The sequence below is a fragment of the Pseudomonas sp. SO81 genome (assembly GCF_030374125.1).
GTDB lineage: Bacteria > Pseudomonadota > Gammaproteobacteria > Pseudomonadales > Pseudomonadaceae > Aquipseudomonas.
In genome coordinates this window covers 867,270-884,883 of sequence record NZ_CP126126.1, presented here as the reverse complement: position 1 = coordinate 884,883, position 17,614 = coordinate 867,270, and the positions used below count along the sequence as shown (strand labels likewise).

General features: G+C 63.6%; 13 protein-coding genes. 11 read left to right on the top strand and 2 right to left on the bottom strand.

Features of this window, described 5'->3' with window-relative positions; genetic code table 11:
* Positions 1-40: 40 nt before the first annotated feature.
* From OH686_RS04175 to OH686_RS04155, 5 genes are all read left to right on the top strand, one after another.
* The gene (locus tag OH686_RS04175) at positions 41-1,972 is read left to right on the top strand and encodes a DUF1302 domain-containing protein (RefSeq protein WP_289536358.1); all 1,932 of its coding nucleotides are present in this window, start codon (positions 41-43) and stop codon (positions 1,970-1,972) included.
* Positions 1,973-2,030: 58 nt separating this feature from the next.
* Positions 2,031-3,401, top strand: coding sequence for a DUF1329 domain-containing protein (locus OH686_RS04170; protein WP_289536357.1), 1,371 nt, complete (start codon positions 2,031-2,033; stop codon positions 3,399-3,401).
* Positions 3,402-3,796: 395 nt separating this feature from the next.
* Positions 3,797-5,158: a DUF1329 domain-containing protein gene (locus OH686_RS04165; protein WP_289536356.1), complete on the top strand. Its 1,362-nt coding sequence runs from the start codon at positions 3,797-3,799 to the stop codon at positions 5,156-5,158.
* 189 nt (positions 5,159-5,347) lie between these two features.
* Positions 5,348-6,427, top strand: a complete 1,080-nt coding sequence (locus tag OH686_RS04160) for a WD40/YVTN/BNR-like repeat-containing protein (RefSeq protein WP_289536354.1) — start codon at positions 5,348-5,350, stop codon at positions 6,425-6,427.
* Positions 6,428-6,445: 18 nt separating this feature from the next.
* The gene (locus tag OH686_RS04155; RefSeq protein ID WP_289536352.1) at positions 6,446-8,833 is read left to right on the top strand and encodes an efflux RND transporter permease subunit; all 2,388 of its coding nucleotides are present in this window, start codon (positions 6,446-6,448) and stop codon (positions 8,831-8,833) included.
* A gap of 350 nt (positions 8,834-9,183) precedes the next feature.
* Here the strand turns inward: OH686_RS04155 and OH686_RS04150 are convergent, their stop codons facing one another.
* Entirely contained in the window at positions 9,184-10,866 is a 1,683-nt protein-coding gene (locus OH686_RS04150) for an electron transfer flavoprotein-ubiquinone oxidoreductase (RefSeq protein ID WP_289536351.1), read from the bottom strand.
* A 305-nt stretch (positions 10,867-11,171) separates the two neighbouring features.
* Between OH686_RS04150 and OH686_RS04145 the strand changes: the two genes are divergently transcribed.
* Positions 11,172-11,921 carry an electron transfer flavoprotein subunit beta/FixA family protein gene (locus tag OH686_RS04145; protein WP_289536349.1) on the top strand — a complete coding sequence of 250 codons (750 nt, stop codon included), beginning with the start codon at positions 11,172-11,174 and terminating at the stop codon, positions 11,919-11,921.
* Positions 11,922-12,851, top strand: coding sequence for an electron transfer flavoprotein subunit alpha/FixB family protein (locus OH686_RS04140; RefSeq protein ID WP_289536347.1), 930 nt, complete (start codon positions 11,922-11,924; stop codon positions 12,849-12,851). It abuts the gene before it with no gap.
* A gap of 68 nt (positions 12,852-12,919) precedes the next feature.
* On the opposite strand, the gene OH686_RS04135 is transcribed toward OH686_RS04140, so the two are convergent.
* Positions 12,920-13,843, bottom strand: a complete 924-nt coding sequence (locus OH686_RS04135; protein WP_289536346.1) for an alpha/beta fold hydrolase — start codon at positions 13,841-13,843, stop codon at positions 12,920-12,922.
* A gap of 117 nt (positions 13,844-13,960) precedes the next feature.
* Here OH686_RS04135 and OH686_RS04130 point away from each other — a divergent pair, with 117 nt between their 5' ends.
* The 4 genes from OH686_RS04130 to OH686_RS04115 all read left to right on the top strand — a co-directional run bounded on the left by OH686_RS04130 (position 13,961) and on the right by OH686_RS04115 (position 17,585).
* On the top strand, positions 13,961-14,794 hold the full coding sequence (locus OH686_RS04130) for a substrate-binding periplasmic protein (RefSeq protein ID WP_289536344.1): 834 nt from the start codon (positions 13,961-13,963) through the stop codon (positions 14,792-14,794).
* A 20-nt stretch (positions 14,795-14,814) separates the two neighbouring features.
* The gene (locus OH686_RS04125) at positions 14,815-15,141 is read left to right on the top strand and encodes a DUF4398 domain-containing protein (RefSeq protein ID WP_137973391.1); all 327 of its coding nucleotides are present in this window, start codon (positions 14,815-14,817) and stop codon (positions 15,139-15,141) included.
* On the top strand, positions 15,141-15,947 hold the full coding sequence (locus OH686_RS04120) for an OmpA family protein (RefSeq protein ID WP_289538814.1): 807 nt from the start codon (positions 15,141-15,143) through the stop codon (positions 15,945-15,947). Before OH686_RS04125 ends, OH686_RS04120 begins: the two co-directional genes overlap by 1 nt.
* Positions 15,948-16,142: 195 nt before the next feature.
* Positions 16,143-17,585: an aminotransferase-like domain-containing protein gene (locus OH686_RS04115; RefSeq protein WP_137972574.1), complete on the top strand. Its 1,443-nt coding sequence runs from the start codon at positions 16,143-16,145 to the stop codon at positions 17,583-17,585.
* Positions 17,586-17,614: the final 29 nt, after the last annotated feature.

Here is a 17,614-nt window from a genome sequence, read left to right as displayed (position 1 = left end):
AGTCGGACATAACAAGAACAATCGATCCATGGAGTTGCCGATGGCCATCCCCTTGCGCAAGTCGTCCCTTTGTCTCGCTCCCGCCAAGGCGGGCTTTGCCCTCGCCGGGCTCATTCCGCTGCTGCTGGCCGTGCCGGCCGGCGCCGTCGAGTTCAGCTTCGTCGATGGCGAGGTGACCGGCTCGCTGGATACCACCCTGTCCTACGGTCAGCTGTACCGGGTGCAGGGCCAGGACAAGACCAACGACGACACCAACGGCAACGACGGTAACCGCAACTTCGATACCGGTCTGGTTTCCGAAGTGTTCAAGGTCACCTCCGACCTGGAGGCCAATTACCAGAACTACGGCATGTTCGTGCGCGGCACTGCCTTCTATGACACCCAGATCATGGACAAGCGCAACGACAACGACGATTTCCGCCCGAGCCAGAGCTACCCGAACAACGACCATTTCACCGACGAGACCCGCCGTAACGCCGGCAACAGCGCCGAGATCCTCGACGCCTACGTCTATGGCAACTGGGACGTGGGCAGCATGCCGCTGACCGTGAAGGTCGGCCGCCAGGTGTTCAACTGGGGCGAGGGGATCTTCTATCGCGGCGGCATCAACACCACCAACCCGATCGACGCCGCCAAGTTCCGCCTGCCGGGCTCCGAGCTGAAGGAAGTGCTGGTGCCGGTGGAGGCCTTCAACTTCAACATCGGCCTGACCGACAACCTGTCCCTGGAAAGCTTCTACCAGTGGAACTGGAAGGAGTCGGCCATCGACCCGGCCGGTACCTTCTTCTCCGAGACCGACCTGTTCGCCGAAGGCGGCAACACGGCCTACACCCGCTACGACAACCCGCTGCTGCCTATCGTGATGTCCGGCTACCAGAGCGCACTCGGCGCCGGCCTGGTCGGCAACGGCCCGTACGGTCCGAACGCCTATCTGGATCCGCAGTACAACGTGTTCAAGGTGGCCAACGTCGGCAGCGACATCAACGCCAAGAACGATGGTCAGTACGGCTTCGCCCTGCGCTACGTGGCCGAGGAGCTGAACCTCACCGAGTTCGGTTTCTACTACATCAACTACCACGCCAAGGAACCGCAGATCGCGGTGGACCTGAGCCACTACGAAGGCGTCGACCTGGCCGCGCTGGAGGCCCTGCAGGGCGCCGCGCTGGCCCCGGCCGTGGCGACTCTGGATGCCGCCAGCAATGCCGTCGCCCGTCGCGAGTACGTGGAAGACATCCGTGTCTACGGCTTCAGCTTCAACACCACCATCGGCGAGGCCTCGGTATTCGGCGAGATCGCCTACCGGCCGAACCTGCCGGTAGGCATCAGCGCCACCAACGACCTGCTCGGCGATCTGCTGGGCCAGGGCTTCTTCGGCCAGACCAACATCTATGACGGCAATGTCGCCGGCGACCAGGCCTGCGCCGATATTTCCGGCAAGCAGCTGTGCCGTGGCCCGATGTTCCACAACTACGAGCGCATCGAGGCGTTCAACCTATCGCTCGGCACCATCTACAACTTCGGCCCGGCGATCAGCTTCGACTCGCTGATGGGGGTGGCCGAGATTGCCTCCGAGCATGCCCGCGCCAGCAGCCTGAGCTACACCGGCTACGACGGCGTCAAGCGCGGCTTCGCCGGTCGCCCGAACGGCGCCTATGTGTCCGGCTACGACGACGAGGATCAGATCAGCCGCGACGCCTACGGTTATACCTTGGCCCTTTCCGGCACCTGGAACGATGTCTACGCCGGGGTCAACCTGTCGCCCTTCGCCGTGTTCAAGCACAACTTCCAGGGCAACTCGCACCAGACCGGCAACTTCGTCGAGGGGGCCATGGCCTACTCGGTCGGCCTGCGCGCCAGCTACCTGAACAGCCTGGAAGCCGAGGTGCAGTACACCGAGTACTACGGCGGCGGGCAGAACAACAGCGGTCGCGATCGCGACAACCTGGGCGTCAACCTCAAGTATTCCTTCTGAAACCGAATCACAGGGCAGGGCGGCCAGGCCGCCCGGCTCGCCAGTACGGAGAACCACCATGTTGATGAAACACACGCTGATGGGCGCCGCAGTCGCCCTCGCGCTTTCCGCCGGCAGCGCCCTGGCCGCCGTTTCCGCCGCGGACGCGACCAAGCTCGGCACCACGCTCACCCCCTTCGGCGCCGAGAAGGCCGGCAATGCCGACGGCAGCATTCCCGAGTGGACCGGCGGCATCACCCAGCCCCCGGCTGGTTACAAGGGCTCCGGTCAGCACCACATCGATCCGTTCCCGGACGACAAGCCGCTGTTCACCATCACCAAGGCCAACCTGGACCAGTACAAGGACAAGCTGAGCGCGGGCCAGATCGCCCTGTTCAACTCCTACCCCGATACCTTCCAGATGCCGGTGTACCAGAGCCGTCGCTCCGGTTCGGCGCCGCAGTGGATCTACGACAACAGCATCAAGAACGCCACCACTGCCAAGCTGGTGGAGGGCGGCAACGGTTTCGCCGACGCCTATGGCGGCGTGCCGTTCCCGATCCCGCAGGACGGCGTCGAGGCGCTGTGGAACCACATCGTGCGCTATCGCGGCACCTACATCACCCGTCGTTCGGTGGAGGCCGCGGTGCAGCGCACCGGCGCCTATTCGCCGGTGGTGTCCGAGGTCGAGGCGCTGTTCCGCTACTACGATCCGAAGGGCAGCTACGCCGACCTGAACAACATCCTGTTCTACTACCTGAACTTCACCAAGAGCCCGGCGCGCCTGGCCGGTGGCGCTGCGCTGGTCCACGAGACCCTCGACCAAGTCAAGGAACAGCGCCAGGCCTGGGCCTACGCGGCCGGCCAGCGCCGCGTGCGCCGTGCGCCGAACCTGGCCTACGACACGCCGATCGCTGCCTCCGAGGGCCTGCGTACCGCCGACGACACCGATATGTTCAACGGCTCGCCGGATCGCTACGAGTGGAAGCTGCTGGGCAAGAAGGAGCTGTACATCCCCTACAACAACTACCGCATCGCCGCCGCCGGGGTGAAGTACGACGACGTGCTGAAAGTCGGCCACGTCAATCCGGAGCTGACCCGCAACGAACTGCACCGCGTCTGGGTCGTGGAGGGCACGCTGAAGCCGGGCGCCCGCCACGTGTACGGCAAGCGCACCCTGTTCCTCGACGAGGACAGCTGGCAGGCCGCGGTAGTGGACCAGTACGACACCCGCGGCGAACTGTGGCGCGTGTCCATCGCCTACCTGAAAAACTACTACGACCTGCCCACCACCTGGTCGGCCATGGAGGCCTTCCACGACCTGCAGAGCCGTCGCTACTACGTGCAGAATCTGGACAGCGAAGAGCCGACCACCGCCAACTTCAGCAAGGCGATTCCGGCCGAGAGCGAGTTCACTCCGTCCGCCCTGCGTCGTCGCGGTACTCGCTAAGCAACAGCAAGGCGGAGGCCGGCCTCCGCCGTTCACCCAGTTCTACTCCCGCCGCTCGTTCGAGTGGCTTTTGCGGCCCGGTCTGCGACCGGGTCGACATTTTTTCGTCTGACCTCTCGGCCTGTTTCGGACCTCTCGGTCGTTGCCTCCGTGCGTGCGCTGCTGCGCGCTTTTGCCTGGGTGTATCTGCTTAACTGCCGCGCGATCGAGCTGGCATCCGGCCATCTCGATCATCGGTCATCACCCGCAATGCGCTGAATTGCTCGCGCCGGCAGTCCGCGCGCCAGGCATTGCTGCAGGCCTTCCGGAAAGGATGCGGGCTTCCGGCAACACCCTGGTGGTGGTGCTTACAGCTGGCCAGCCATGCCTGGCCTGAACGAGTGGAGCAAACAAGAATGTTGAAAGGACTGTTCGCGACCGGGCTGCTGCTGTGCCTGTCGAATGCCGCCCTGGCGGCGGTGAGTGCCGACGAGGCCGCCAAGCTGGGAGCCAGCCTGACCCCGCTGGGTGGCGACAAGGCGGCCAATGCGGCCGGCACCATTCCCGCCTGGAGCGGCGGTATCACTCAGGCCCCGGCGGGTTACGCCGGCCCCGGCCATCACCATGTCGACCCGTTCCAGGGCGACAAGCCGCTGTTCACCATCAGCAAGGCCAACCTGGAGCAGTACAAGGACAACCTGACGCCGGGCCAACTGGCCCTGTTCAAGTCCTATCCGGACAGCTTCCAGATGCCGGTCTACCAGACCCGGCGCAGTGCTTCCGCGCCGCAGTGGGTATACGACAACACCCGTCGCAACGCGGAGAAGGCGCGCCTGCTGGAGGGTGGCAACGGTTTCGCCGAGGCCTTCGGCGGCATTCCCTTCCCGATTCCGCAGAACGGCGTCGAGGCCCTGTGGAACCATGTCGCCCGCTATCGCGGTACCTATGCGGTGCGCCAGTCCTCGGACGCCAGCGTGCAGCGCAATGGCAGCTATGCCCTGGTCACCACGCACCAGGAGGCGCTGTTCAACTATTACCAGCAGGGTGGCTCGGCCGAGCAGTTGGACAACATGCTGTTCTATTACATGGCCGTGACCAAGGCGCCGGCCCGCCTGGCCGGCGGCGCGCTGCTGGTACACGAGACGTTGGACCAGGTGCAGCAGGCCCGTCAGGCCTGGGGTTACGCCGCCGGTCAGCGCCGCGTGCGCCGCGCACCCAATGTCGCCTACGACACGCCGCTAACCACCGCCGACAACCTGATGACTGCCGATGACAAGGACATGTTCAACGGCGCGCCGGATCGCTATGAGTGGAAGCTGCTGGGCAAGCGCGAGATCTACATCCCCTACAACAACTACCGGATCTCCAGCCCGGAGGTCAGCTACGACCAGCTGATCAAGCCCGGCCACCTCGACCCGCAGTTCACCCGCCACGAGCTGCATCGGGTGTGGGTGGTCGAGGGCACGCTCAAGCCCGGCGCCCGGCATGTCTACGCCAAGCGCACCCTGTATCTCGACGAGGACAGCTGGCAGGTGGCGGTGGCCGATCAGTACGACAGCCGCGGCGAGCTGTGGCGGGTCTCCATCGCCTACCTGAAGAACTACTACGAGCTGCCCACCACCTGGTCGGCGCTGGATGTGTTCCACGACCTGCAGTCCGGGCGCTACTACGTGCAGAACCTAGACAACGAGGAGCAGGGCACCAGCGACTTCAGCCAGCCGTTGCCCGAGTCCAACCACTTCTCGGTGGCGACCCTGCGCCGAGTCGGGACGCGCTGAGTTACCAGAGACGTGAAGGCAAAAGGCCGCTAGAGTGCTAGCGGCCTTTACTATGTGGCGATTCTCGGTGATTCGGCGCTTAACAAAACATAACGTCACGCCGATTGTCAGGTTTTTCCAAAGCCGTATAGCATGAGCCCGCCTGATAAAAGGCAATGAACCCACCTATAAGAATAAAGGGGGAAATATATGCGTGAGCCCGTCGTGCGGCGCACCCGCTCCGGTTGCCTGACTTCCGTCCAGGCCCCGGCCCGTCATCACTCGCCGCTGGCGAAAGCGCTGTCGCTGCTCAGCGTATGTTCCGTCCTGGCATTCGCCGCGCCCCTGCCTCTGCAGGCCGCGGACGCAGCTGCCGTCCTCTCCATCGAATCGCCCCAGGCCGTGACCAGCCTGCTGCTCGACGTGACTCATGCCGGCAAGCGCCTGGTCGCCGTTGGCGATCGTGGGCACATCCTGTTTTCCGAAGACGCCGGGCGCAACTGGGTCCAGGCTCGTGTGCCGAGCCGCCAGCTGCTGACCGCGGTGTACTTCGCCGACGACAAGCATGGCTGGGCCGTCGGCCATGATGCGCAGATCCTCGCCACCGACGACGGCGGCGCCAACTGGGATCTGCAGTTCGAAGACCTGCAGCGCGAAGCGCCGCTGCTGGACGTCTGGTTCCGCGATGCCAGCACCGGCTACGCCGTCGGCGCCTACGGCGCGCTGTTGGAGACCACCGACGGCGGCAAGACCTGGAACGACGTCAGCGACCGCATGGACAACGAGGACGGCTATCACCTCAACGGCATCACCGCCGTGAAGGATGCCGGCCTGTTCGCCGTGGGCGAGGCTGGCAGCATGTTCCGCTCCGCCGACTGGGGCCAGACCTGGGAGAAGGTCAAGGGGCCGTATGAGGGCACCCTGTTCGGCGCCATCGGCACCGCCAGCGCCAACACCGTTCTGGCCTATGGCCTGCGCGGCAATCTGTTCCGCTCCACCGATTTCGGCGCCACCTGGCAGCAGGTCAAGCTGCTCTCCGATAGCGGCCCGCTGGAGTTCGGTCTGGCCAACGCCAGCCTGCTCAAGGACGGCACCGTGGTCATCGTCGGCCATGGCGGCAGCGTTCTGACCAGCAAGGACTCCGGGCGCACCTTCACCGTGATCAATCGTCCGGACCGTGCCTCCCTGGCCGGCGCCACCGACGACGCGGCAGGCAACCTGGTCCTGGTGGGGCAGGGCGGCGTGCAGATCGCTTCTCCGACTGGCGCCGAGCCAGGCCAAAAACAATAATCCGGGGCGAATGAGCATATGAGTTCCATGAGTAGCCATCACCAGGACAAGGCGACCTTCCTCGAGCGCCTGATCTTCAACAACCGGCCAATCGTGATCGCGCTGTGTACGGTGATCACCATGCTGCTGCTATGGCAGGCCTCGCACATCCGGCCTTCGACCAGCTTCGAGAAGATGATCCCGCTGGAGCACCCCTTCATCGAGAAGATGCTCGAGCACCGCAACGACCTGGCCAACCTGGGTAACACCGTGCGCATCTCCGTGGAGGCGAAGGATGGCGACATCTTCTCCAAGGAATACATGGAGACCCTGCGCCAGATCCACGACGAGGTGTTCTACATCCCCGGCGTCGACCGTTCCGGTCTGAAGTCGCTGTGGAGCCCGAGCGTACGCTGGACCGAAGTGACCGAAGAGGGCTTCGACGGCGGCGAAGTGATCCCGCAGACTTACGACGGCTCCGCGCAGAGCCTCGGCGAGCTGCGTAGCAACGTGCTGAAGTCCGGTCAGGTCGGTCGTCTGGTGGCCAACAACTTCAAGTCCAGCATCATCGATGTGCCGCTGCTCGAGCAGTACCCGGATCCGAAGGACCAGAGCAAGCTGCTCAAACTGGACTACCGCCAGTTCTCCCACGAGCTGGAAGAGAAGATCCGCGACAAGTACCAGGCGCAGAACCCCAATGTGCAGGTGCACATCGTCGGCTTCGCCAAGAAGGTCGGTGACCTGATCGATGGCCTGATCATGGTGGTGGCCTTCTTCGGCATCGCCCTGGTCATCACCCTGGTGCTGCTGTACTGGTTCAGCTGGTGCATCCGCTCGACCATCTCGGTGGTCTCCACCACCCTGATCGCGGTGGTCTGGCAGCTGGGTCTGATGAACCTGGCCGGTTTCGGCCTCGACCCGTACTCGATGCTGGTGCCGTTCCTGATCTTCGCCATCGGCATCTCCCACGGGGTGCAGAAGATCAACGGTATCGCCCTGCAGTCGAGCGATGCTGACAACGCCCTGACCGCGGCTCGCCGTACCTTCCGCCAGCTGTTCCTGCCGGGCATGATCGCCATCCTGGTGGACGCCGTCGGCTTCATCACCCTGCTGATCATCGACATCGGCGTGATCCGCGAGCTGGCCATCGGCGCCTCCATCGGTGTGGGCGTGATCGTGTTCACCAACCTGATCCTGCTGCCGGTGGCGATCTCCTACATCGGCATCAGCAAGAAGGCCGTCGAGCGCAGCAAGCGTGAGGCCAACTGCGATCAGCCGTTCTGGCGTCTGCTGTCCAACTTCGCTCACCCGGTGGTGGCGCCGATCTCGGTGGTCATCGCCCTGTCCGCCGGCGTGGCCTCCTTCTGGTACCAGAAGGCCCACCTGCAGATCGGTGACCTCGATCAGGGTGCGCCGGAGCTGCGTCCGGACTCGCGCTACAACAAGGACAACGACTTCATCATCAGCAACTACTCGACCAGCTCCGACGTGCTGGTGGTAATGGTCAAGACGCCGAACGAAGGTTGCTCCACGCACCAGACCCTGGCGCCTATCGACCAACTGATGTGGCAACTGGAGAACACCGAAGGCGTGCAGTCGGCCATCTCGATGGTCAGCGTGTCCAAGCAGGTGATCAAGGGCATGAACGAGGGCAGTCTCAAGTGGGAGACCCTGTCGCGCAACCCGGACATCCTCAACAACTCCATCGCCCGTGCGGACGGTCTGTACAACGCCGACTGCTCGCTGGCGCCGGTGCTGGTGTTCCTCAACGACCACAAGGCGGCGACCCTCAAGCGCGCCGTGGGTGTGGTGGAAGAGTTCGCCAAGGAGAACAACAAGGACGATCTGCAGTTCCTGCTGGCTGCCGGTAACGCCGGTATCGAGGCCGCCACCAACGAGGTGATCGCCACGTCCGAGCTGAAGATCCTGGTGCTGGTGTACATCTGCGTGGCGGTGATGTGTCTGATCACCTTCCGTTCCTTCGGCGCCATGCTGTGCATCATCCTGCCGCTGATCCTCACCTCCATCCTGGGTAACGCCCTGATGGCCTGGCTGGGCATCGGCGTGAAGGTGGCGACCCTGCCGGTGATTGCGCTGGGCGTGGGTATCGGTGTCGACTACGGCATCTACATCTACAGTCGCCTGGAAAGCTTCCTGCGGGCCGGCATGCCGCTGCAAGAGGCCTACTACCAGACCCTGCGCTCCACCGGTAAGGCCGTACTGTTCACCGGTCTGTGCCTGGCCATCGGCGTGGTCACCTGGATCTTCTCGGCGATCAAGTTCCAGGCCGACATGGGTCTGATGCTGACCTTCATGCTGCTGTGGAACATGTTCGGTGCTCTGTGGCTGCTGCCAGCCCTGGCGCGCTTCCTGATCAAGCCGGAGAAACTGGCCGGCAAGAAGGGCGGCTCGCTGTTCGCACACTGATCTGACGCGGTACTGAAAAGGGCTCCTTCGGGAGCCCTTTTTTATTGCCTGCTGTTTGTTTCTGGTCAGCTGCCGCGTCCGGTTAGCGGTGGCGGCTATCCCTGCCACCATTGGCTCAAGCAGGACCTCGCTTGGGGGAGTTGTGCGGCTGGCTGAAGGATCGCTAGGGTCTGTTCTGGCAGGGAGTACCAGATAGCTCTGCAGGCGGAAAATTCGGCCGTCGTGCAGCGGTGACAGAGGCCATGCTGCGGATAAAGACGCTGGGTATCGCCGAGCTGCAGCAGGCCTTCGCCGGCAAATGACGGGCATGAAAAAGCCGCCTTGCGGCGGCTCTTTCAATGCGGCTCGAATTACATGTTGGGGTAGTTCGGGCCGCCGGTGCCTTCCGGAGCGATCCAGGTGATGTTCTGGGCCGGGTCCTTGATGTCGCAGGTCTTGCAGTGCACACAGTTCTGCGCGTTGATCTGGAACTTCTTCTCGCCGTCTTCCTTGGTCACCACCTCGTACACGCCGGCCGGGCAGTAGCGCTGCGCGGGTTCGTCGTACTTCGGCAGGTTGACGCTGAGCGGAATGCTGGCATCGGTCAGCTTCAGGTGGCAGGGCTGCTCTTCCTCGTGGTTGGTGTTGGAGAGGAACACCGAGGAGAGTTTGTCGAAGCTCAGCTTGCCGTCCGGCTTCGGATAGTCGATGCGCTTCGACTCTGCAGCGGGCTTCAGGCAGGCATGGTCCGGCTTGGTGTCGTGCAGGGTGAAGGGGATCTTGCCGCCGAAGACGTTCTGGTCCAGCCAGTTCAGGCCGCCACCGAAGACCGGGCCGAACTTGTGCAGCGCCGGGCCGAAGTTACGGCTGCGGAACAGCTCGTCGTACAGCCAGCTGGCCTTGAAGCCATCGACGTAGCCATTGAGCAGGTCGCCGCCCTGGCCGTCGGCCAGCAGTGCATCGGCTACCGCTTCGGCGGCCAGCATGCCGGACTTCATGGCAGTGTGGCTGCCCTTGATCTTGGCAAAGTTCAGGGTGCCCAGGTCGCAACCGATCAGGGCGCCGCCCGGGAAGACCATCTTCGGCAGCGAGTTCAGGCCGCCCTTGCAGATGGCGCGAGCACCGTAGGCGACGCGCTTGCCGCCTTCCAGGTACTGCTTGATCACCGGGTGGTGCTTGTAGCGCTGGAACTCGTCGAACGGCGACAGGAAGGCGTTGCCGTAGGACAGGTCGACGATCAGGCCGACCACCACCTGGTTGTTTTCCAGGTGATAGAGGAAGGAGCCACCGGTGTTCTCGGTACCGACCACGTCCAGCGGCCAGCCGGCGGTGTGTACCACCAGGCCCTGCTCGTGCTTGGCTGGGTCGATGTCCCAGATTTCCTTGATGCCGATGCCGTAGTGCTGGGCGTCGGCTTCGGAGTCGAGGTTGAATTTCTTGATCAGCTGCTTGCCGATGTGGCCACGGCAGCCTTCGGCGAACAGGGTGTACTTGCCACGCAGTTCCATGCCGGGGGTGTAGTAGCCCTCTTTCGGATGGCCTTCACGGTCTACACCGAGGTCGCCGGTAATGATGCCGCGCACTACGCCGTTTTCGTCGATCAGCGCTTCCTGGGCGGCGAAGCCCGGGTAGATCTCGACGCCCAGGGCTTCGGCTTGCTGGGCCAGCCAGCGGCACAGGTTGCCCAGGGAGATGATGTAGTTGCCTTCGTTGTGCATGGTCTTGGGCACGAACAGGCCCGGCACTTTGATGGCGCTGTCAGCGTTCTTCAACATATAGATGTCGTCACGCTTGACTTCGGTGTTCAGCGGGGCGCCCAGCTCTTTCCAGTTGGGGAACAGCTCGTTCAGGGCGCGCGGCTCGAAGACCGCACCGGAGAGGATGTGAGCGCCGACTTCGGAACCCTTCTCGACCACGCAGACGCTGATTTCTTTGCCGGCGTCGGCGGCCTTCTGCTTCAGTCGGCAGGCGGCGGAGAGGCCCGAGGGGCCGGCGCCGACGATGACGACGTCGAATTCCATAAATTCGCGTTCCACAGAGAATCTCCTACTCAAGGCTTCTTCGGTGTTATTGATCTGGCTTGGCTAGGCTTTCTCTGGCCTGCGCGCTGGGCATTATATATATAGCCCCTTGCACGTCCAATACAAACGTTTGTTTGAATTTTGTCAAAGCCGTGTAGCGCAAGGCTTGGCGCCAGATAAATGGGAGTTTTTCGTGTTGACCGAAAAGGGCGTTCCGGTCAAGATACGGGCGGTTTTGCGTTCGCCGTATGGGCTGACCGTCGGTTCCGGCCGACTAGCATCACCGGCCAGGCTTGCCTTGGCGACATTCTTATTCACCGGAGAGTAACGAGGAATCCATGAAGGTTCTTGTAGCTGTCAAACGAGTGGTCGACTACAACGTCAAAGTCCGCGTCAAGGCGGACAACTCCGGCGTCGACCTCGCCAACGTCAAGATGTCGATGAACCCCTTCTGCGAAATCGCCGTGGAAGAGGCCGTACGTCTGAAGGAAAAAGGTGTGGCGAGCGAGATCGTCGTCGTCACCATCGGCCCGAACGCCGCTCAGGAGCAACTGCGCACCGCTCTGGCCCTGGGTGCTGACCGTTCGATCCTGGTTGAGACCAACGAAGAGCTGAACTCCCTGGCCGTGGCCAAGCTGCTGAAAGCCGTGGTCGACAAGGAGCAGCCGCAACTGGTCATCATGGGCAAGCAGGCCATCGACAGCGACAACAACCAGACCGGCCAGATGCTGGGCGCCCTGACCGGCTTCGCCCAGGGCACCTTCGCCTCCAAGGTCGAAGTGGCTGGCGACAAGGTCAACGTGACCCGCGAAATCGACGGCGGTCTGCAGACCGTTGCCCTGGCTCTGCCGGCGATCGTCACCACCGACCTGCGCCTGAACGAGCCGCGCTACGCGTCGCTGCCGAACATCATGAAAGCCAAGAAGAAGCCGCTGGACGTGGTTACCCCGGACGCCCTGGGCGTTTCCACCGCTTCCACCGTCAAGACCCTGAAAGTCGAAGCGCCTGCTGCCCGCAGCGCCGGCATCAAGGTCAAGTCCGTGGCTGAACTGGTCGAGAAACTGAAGAACGAGGCGAAGGTAATCTAAATGACTATCTTGGTTGTTGCAGAACACACTAACGCCGCTCTGGCCGCTGCCACTCTGAACACCGTTGCCGCTGCCCAGAAGATCGGTGGTGACATTCACGTGCTGGTCGCCGGTTCCAATGCCGGTGCCGCTGCCGAAGCCGCTGCCAAAATCGCTGGCGTGAGCAAGGTGCTGGTCGCCGATAACGCCGCCTTCGCCAACCAGCTGCCGGAGAACGTCGCTCCGCTGGTTGCCGAGCTGGGCAAGGGCTACAGCCACATCCTGGCTGCCGCCACCAGCAACGGCAAGAACATCCTGCCGCGCGTTGCCGCTCAGCTGGACGTCGACCAGATATCCGAGATCGTTGCCGTCGAAAGCGCCGACACCTTCAAGCGCCCGATCTATGCCGGTAACGCCATCGCTACCGTACAGTCCTCGGCTGCCGTGAAAGTGATCACCGTGCGTGGCACCGGCTTCGACGCCGCTGCTGCCGAAGGTGGCTCCGCTGCCATCGAAGCCGTTACCACTGGCGGCGACACCGGCAAGTCGTCCTTCGTCGGCGAAGAGCTGGCCAAGTCCGACCGTCCGGAACTGACCGCTGCCAAGATTGTCGTTTCCGGCGGCCGTGGCATGCAGAACGGTGACAACTTCAAGCACCTGTACGCTCTGGCCGACAAGCTGGGCGCTGCCGTTGGCGCTTCCCGCGCTGCCGTCGACGCCGGCTTCGTGCCGAACGACATGCAGGTTGGCCAGACCGGCAAGATTGTCGCTCCGCAGCTGTACATCGCGGTCGGCATCTCCGGTGCCATCCAGCACCTGGCAGGCATGAAGGACTCCAAGGTCATCGTCGCCATTAACAAGGACGAAGAAGCCCCGATCTTCCAGGTGGCTGACTACGGCCTGGTGGCTGACCTGTTCGAAGCCGTACCGGAGCTCGAGAAACTGGTCTGATCCAGCTTCTTCGCTCTCGCAAAAAACCCGCTCATCGAGCGGGTTTTTTGTTTGCGCAAGGCCGGCTTCTACAGACTGTCGAGGAAGGCCTGATAGTGCTGCGCCGTTTCCTCGGGGCGCTCGATCATCGGCGCGTGGCCGCAATCCTTCATCACTACCACGGTCGGTTTCTTCAGCAGCGGTCTCATCACCTCGATGCTGGAGACATGCAGGGCACGGTCCTGCTCGCCCCACAGCACCAGGGTCGGCACCTGGATATTCGGCAGCTCAGGCTCCAGCGGCACATAGTGGCCACGCAGCTGGGCGAAGATGCGGTCGTAGTGTTCCTGGTTGGCCACCGACCTTTCGGCAAAGTAGCGCTTGAGGGAATCCGGCAGCGGTGGGGGGGTGACGAAGACGAAGCTCATCAGCGCGTCGAAGTCCTTGGCTCTGCGGACCACCAGCGGGTTGGGCTCGCCGCGTTCGAGGCGCTGGATCATCTCGCTCTTTTGCGGTGCATTGACCCCGGCGTTGTCCAGAAGCGCGACACTCAGGACCTGTTCGGGATGGCGCGCGGCATACAGCGCGGCGATATGCCCGCCCATGGAATTGCCGATCAGGTGCAGCTTGTCGAGCTGCAGAGCGTTGGCGAAGGCCCGAACTCGCTCCATCTGGCTGACCACATCGTAGCTGGCATCCGGTTTGCTGCTCTCGCCGAAGCCGGGCAGGTCCAGGGCGATGACACGGTAGCGGTGGGTGAGGTGACGGGAGAAGCGCAGCCAGTTATCGCGATCGGCGCCGAATCCGTGAATCATCAGCAGTGTTTCACCGTCCGCCGGTCCGCCTTCGTAGTAATGTATGGTCAGCCCGTCGACCGTGATTGCCTTCGGGGAGACTCCTGCCAACTGGCGTTCGACGAACCGCACACCGGTCACCAGCGCGGCAGGAGAGAGGTACAGGGCACCGGCTGCGCCTGCCAGCAGCAGGGCGATGCCGAGGGCGATTTTTTTCATGGCGAATCCTTATCGCTAATAATTATTAGGCGTGCTTGCTACGCTAGCATGAAGAGTGCGGGGCTGGTGATGGCCCGCCGCTTGCCACGCATACCAGCGGTGCTTCCGATGCGAAAGATGTTGTCGTTGAAAATCCTCGGCCTCATGGGCCTGTTGCTGCTTCCCGGTCTGGCCTCGGCCGCCGGCAAGTGCGAGCGCCTGGTGGCCACCGGCAATCCCGAGTATCCGCCCTATCTTTGGCGCGACCCGCAGAGCCCGCAGCACCTGATCGGTGCCAATGCCGACCTGCTGACGCTGATCGGCAAGCAGCTGGGCGTGAAGATCGAGATCATCTATACCGGCCCCTGGTCCCGCGCCCAGGACGAGGTGCGCACCGGTCGGGTCGACCTGCTGGCCGGCGCCTTCCTCACCCTGCCACGCCTGGAGAGCATGGACTACGTGCATCCGGCCTTCTTCAGCACGCCCAGCGTGGTCTGGGTGCGCAAGGGCCAGGGCTTCCCCTACAGCGGCTGGGAGGATCTACGCGGGCGTACCGGCGGCACATTGGTGCACAACAGTTTCGGTCAGCAGTTCGACAGTTTCGCCAAGGCCAACCTCAGCCTCGAGGAAGTGCCCAGCCTGATCCAGGCCTTCCAGAAACTGTTGCTAGGGCGCACCGACTACGTGATATACGAGCGCTACCCAGGCGTGGCGCTAGCCAACACCCAGGGCATGCTGGAGAGCCTGGAAACCCTGGAGCCGCCGATCTCCAGTGAAGGCCTGTACCTGACCCTGTCACACAACTCCGCCTGCAACGATCCCTGGCTGCGCGGACAGCTGGCGAAAAAGATGACAGAATTGACCGCCGCCGGCCTGCCGGAGTCCCTCCTGCAGCGCAATCTGGAGCGCTGGAAAGCCCAGCAGGCGCAAGCCGCCGACGTTCCCCCGCAAGAGCAGGAAGATTCTCAGTGAACCCACGTCTAACCCTTGTCCTGGCAGTGCTGGCGCTGGCCGGCTGTGCCAACGACCCGGCGCCGAACGAGCAGATGCGCCTCACCGTTCAGGCCGTCGAGCAGGCGCGCGCGGTCGGTGCAGATCCGCAACTCGAGGAGATGCGTGAGGCCGAACGCAAGCTGGCCCGCGCCGAGAAGAACATGGGCGAGGAGGACTACAAGCGCGCCCGGGTGTTCGCCGAACAGGCCGAGCTCGACGCTCGTCTCGCCGAGGCCAAGGTCCTCAACCAGAAGAGCCAGAAGCAGCTCGATGAACTGAACGCGCGCCTCACCCGCCTGCGCAAGCAACTGGGAGAGCTGCCGTGATGCCGAAGATGACCATGGGCGGCGCTCTGCTGCTCTCCCTGGCGCTGCTGGGCGGTTGTGCCAGCCAGCATAGCCAGCAGGTGCTGGGCGAGGCCGAGGCCAGCTTTCAGCAGGTGAAGGAAGATCCGGACGTGCTGCGCAGCGCGCCCAAGGATGTGATCCGTGCGGGTGAGTCGCTGGCCCGCGCCGAGCGTCTGTCCAATTACTGGGGCAGCGCCGACGACGTCGAGCACTACGCCTTCCTCAGCCAACGCTACAGCCAGATCGCCCGCCAGCACGCCGACCTCAACCTCAACCAGGAGCGCCTGGCCAAGCTCGAGCTGGAGCGCGAGCGCCTGCAGCTGGCGCTGCGCGAGGCCAAGCTGCTCAGCGCCCAGCAACAGGGCCCGTGGCTGGAGGAGCAGGTGGTCAGCCTGGCCGCCAGCGAGACCGATCGCGGCCTGGTCATGACCCTTGGTGACGTACTGTTCGACGCCGGTCGTACCGAGCTGAAGGCTTCCGCCAACCGCACCATCCTCAAGCTGGTGCAGTTCCTCCAGATCAACCCGCGGCGCACCATCCGCATCGAGGGCTACACCGATAACCGTGGCGTGGCGGCAGAGAATCTCGAGCTGTCGCGGGCCCGTGCCCAGGCGGTGGCCGACGTGCTGGCCGACCTCGGCATCGATGCCAAGCGCATGCAGGTGAAAGGTTATGGCGAGGCCCATCCCTTGGCGGAGAACGCCTCGGCCAAGGGCCGCGCGCAGAATCGCCGGGTCGAGATACTGATCTCCGACGAGGCTGGCCAGCTCGGCGATTACCGCTAAGCAACCTGCGCTCAACGAAACCCCGGTGCCTCGGCCCGGGGTTTTTTATTAGACCAAAGTCTAATCAGGCCCATGAAGGTCCGCGCCTAAACTAGAACAGATGGAACTGTACCGCTGGCAAATGTTCTGACTGTATCGTCAAGCATCAACTGCATTTCGCTACTGTTACGGTTCAGTACTGCAAGGAGCCTCCTCATGACCAGTTTGTTGCTTTACCAGCGCATCGCCCAGCAGCTGGCCGAGGATATTCGCCGCGGTGTCTACCAGCCGGGCGAGCGCGTGCCCTCGGTGCGTAAGATGAGTTCGCAGCTCAGCGTCAGCCACGCCACCGTGCTGCAGGCCTATGCCAACCTGGAAGACATGGGCCTGATCCGCGCGCGCCCGCAATCCGGTTTCTACGTGCACCAGACCGCTGGCCTGACTGCCTCCACGCCGGATATTGCCCGCGTCGAGCGGCCGGCCATGGTCACCCGCAGCAGCATCATCAGCCAGGTGCTCAACGATTCGCGCCAGGACGGCGTGTTTCCCCTCGGCGCCGCCGTGCCGCACGTGGACTACCTGCCGGTGCGCTCGCTGCACCAGCAATTGGCCAAGGTCACCCGCTTCCAAAGCCCGCGCGCCTTCAGCTACATGTTCAGCCCCGGCTACGAGCCGCTGCGTCGCCAGGTGGCGATCCGCATGCGCGATGCCGGCGTGGTGGTCGATCCTTCCGAAGTGGTGATCACCCACGGCTGCGTGGACGCCATCCACATGGCCCTGCGCGTGCTGACCCAGCCCGGCGACCTGATCGCCGCCGAGTCGCCGACCTATTACGGCCTGCTGCAGCTGGCCGAAGTGCTCGGCCTCAAGGTCATCGAGATTCCCAGCGACCCGACTACCGGCCTCAGCCTGGAGGCCTTGCAGCTGGCCGCCAACCAGTGGCCGATCAAGGCCCTGGTGCTGACCGCGCGGCTGTCCAATCCGCTGGGCGGCAGCATTCCCGAGGAGCGGCAGAAGCAGCTGCTGCGCCTGACCCGCGATCACGGCATCCAGGTGATCGAGGACGACATCTATGGCGAGCTGCTGTTCGAGCCAGGGCGCAGCAAGGCGCTCAAGGCCCATGATCGTGACGACCAGGTGGTGTACTGCTCGAGCTTCTCCAAGACCCTGTCACCGGGCGTGCGCATCGGCTGGATCATCGCCGGCGGCTATCAGGAAGAAGTGGAGCGGCTGCAGACCTTCAGTACCCACTCGGCCTGCAGCGTGACCCAGATGGGCGTGGCCGCCTACCTGGAGAACGGGGGCTACGACCGCCACCTGCGGCATATCCGCCAGGAGTACCGCAAGAACATGACCGCTTACCAACTGGCGGTGCAGCAGCACTTCCCCGAAGGCACGCAGATGACCCGCCCCTACGGTGGCTTCATCCTCTGGGTCAGTCTGCCGGGCAAGGTCAGCGCCCAGGAGCTGCATGTGCGGGCGCTGCAGCAGGGCATCAGCATCGCGCCGGGGATGATCTTCAGCAACACCGAGCAGTTCAACCACTGCCTGCGCCTGACCTGTGGCGTGCCGTGGAACCGCGAGTCGGAGCGGGCGATCATGACCCTCGGCATGCTGGCCAAGCAGCTCTGTCAGGAGTCGGCTGGCGGCCAGCAGTAAGAGCAGGGAATCGACCCGCCGGCAGATGG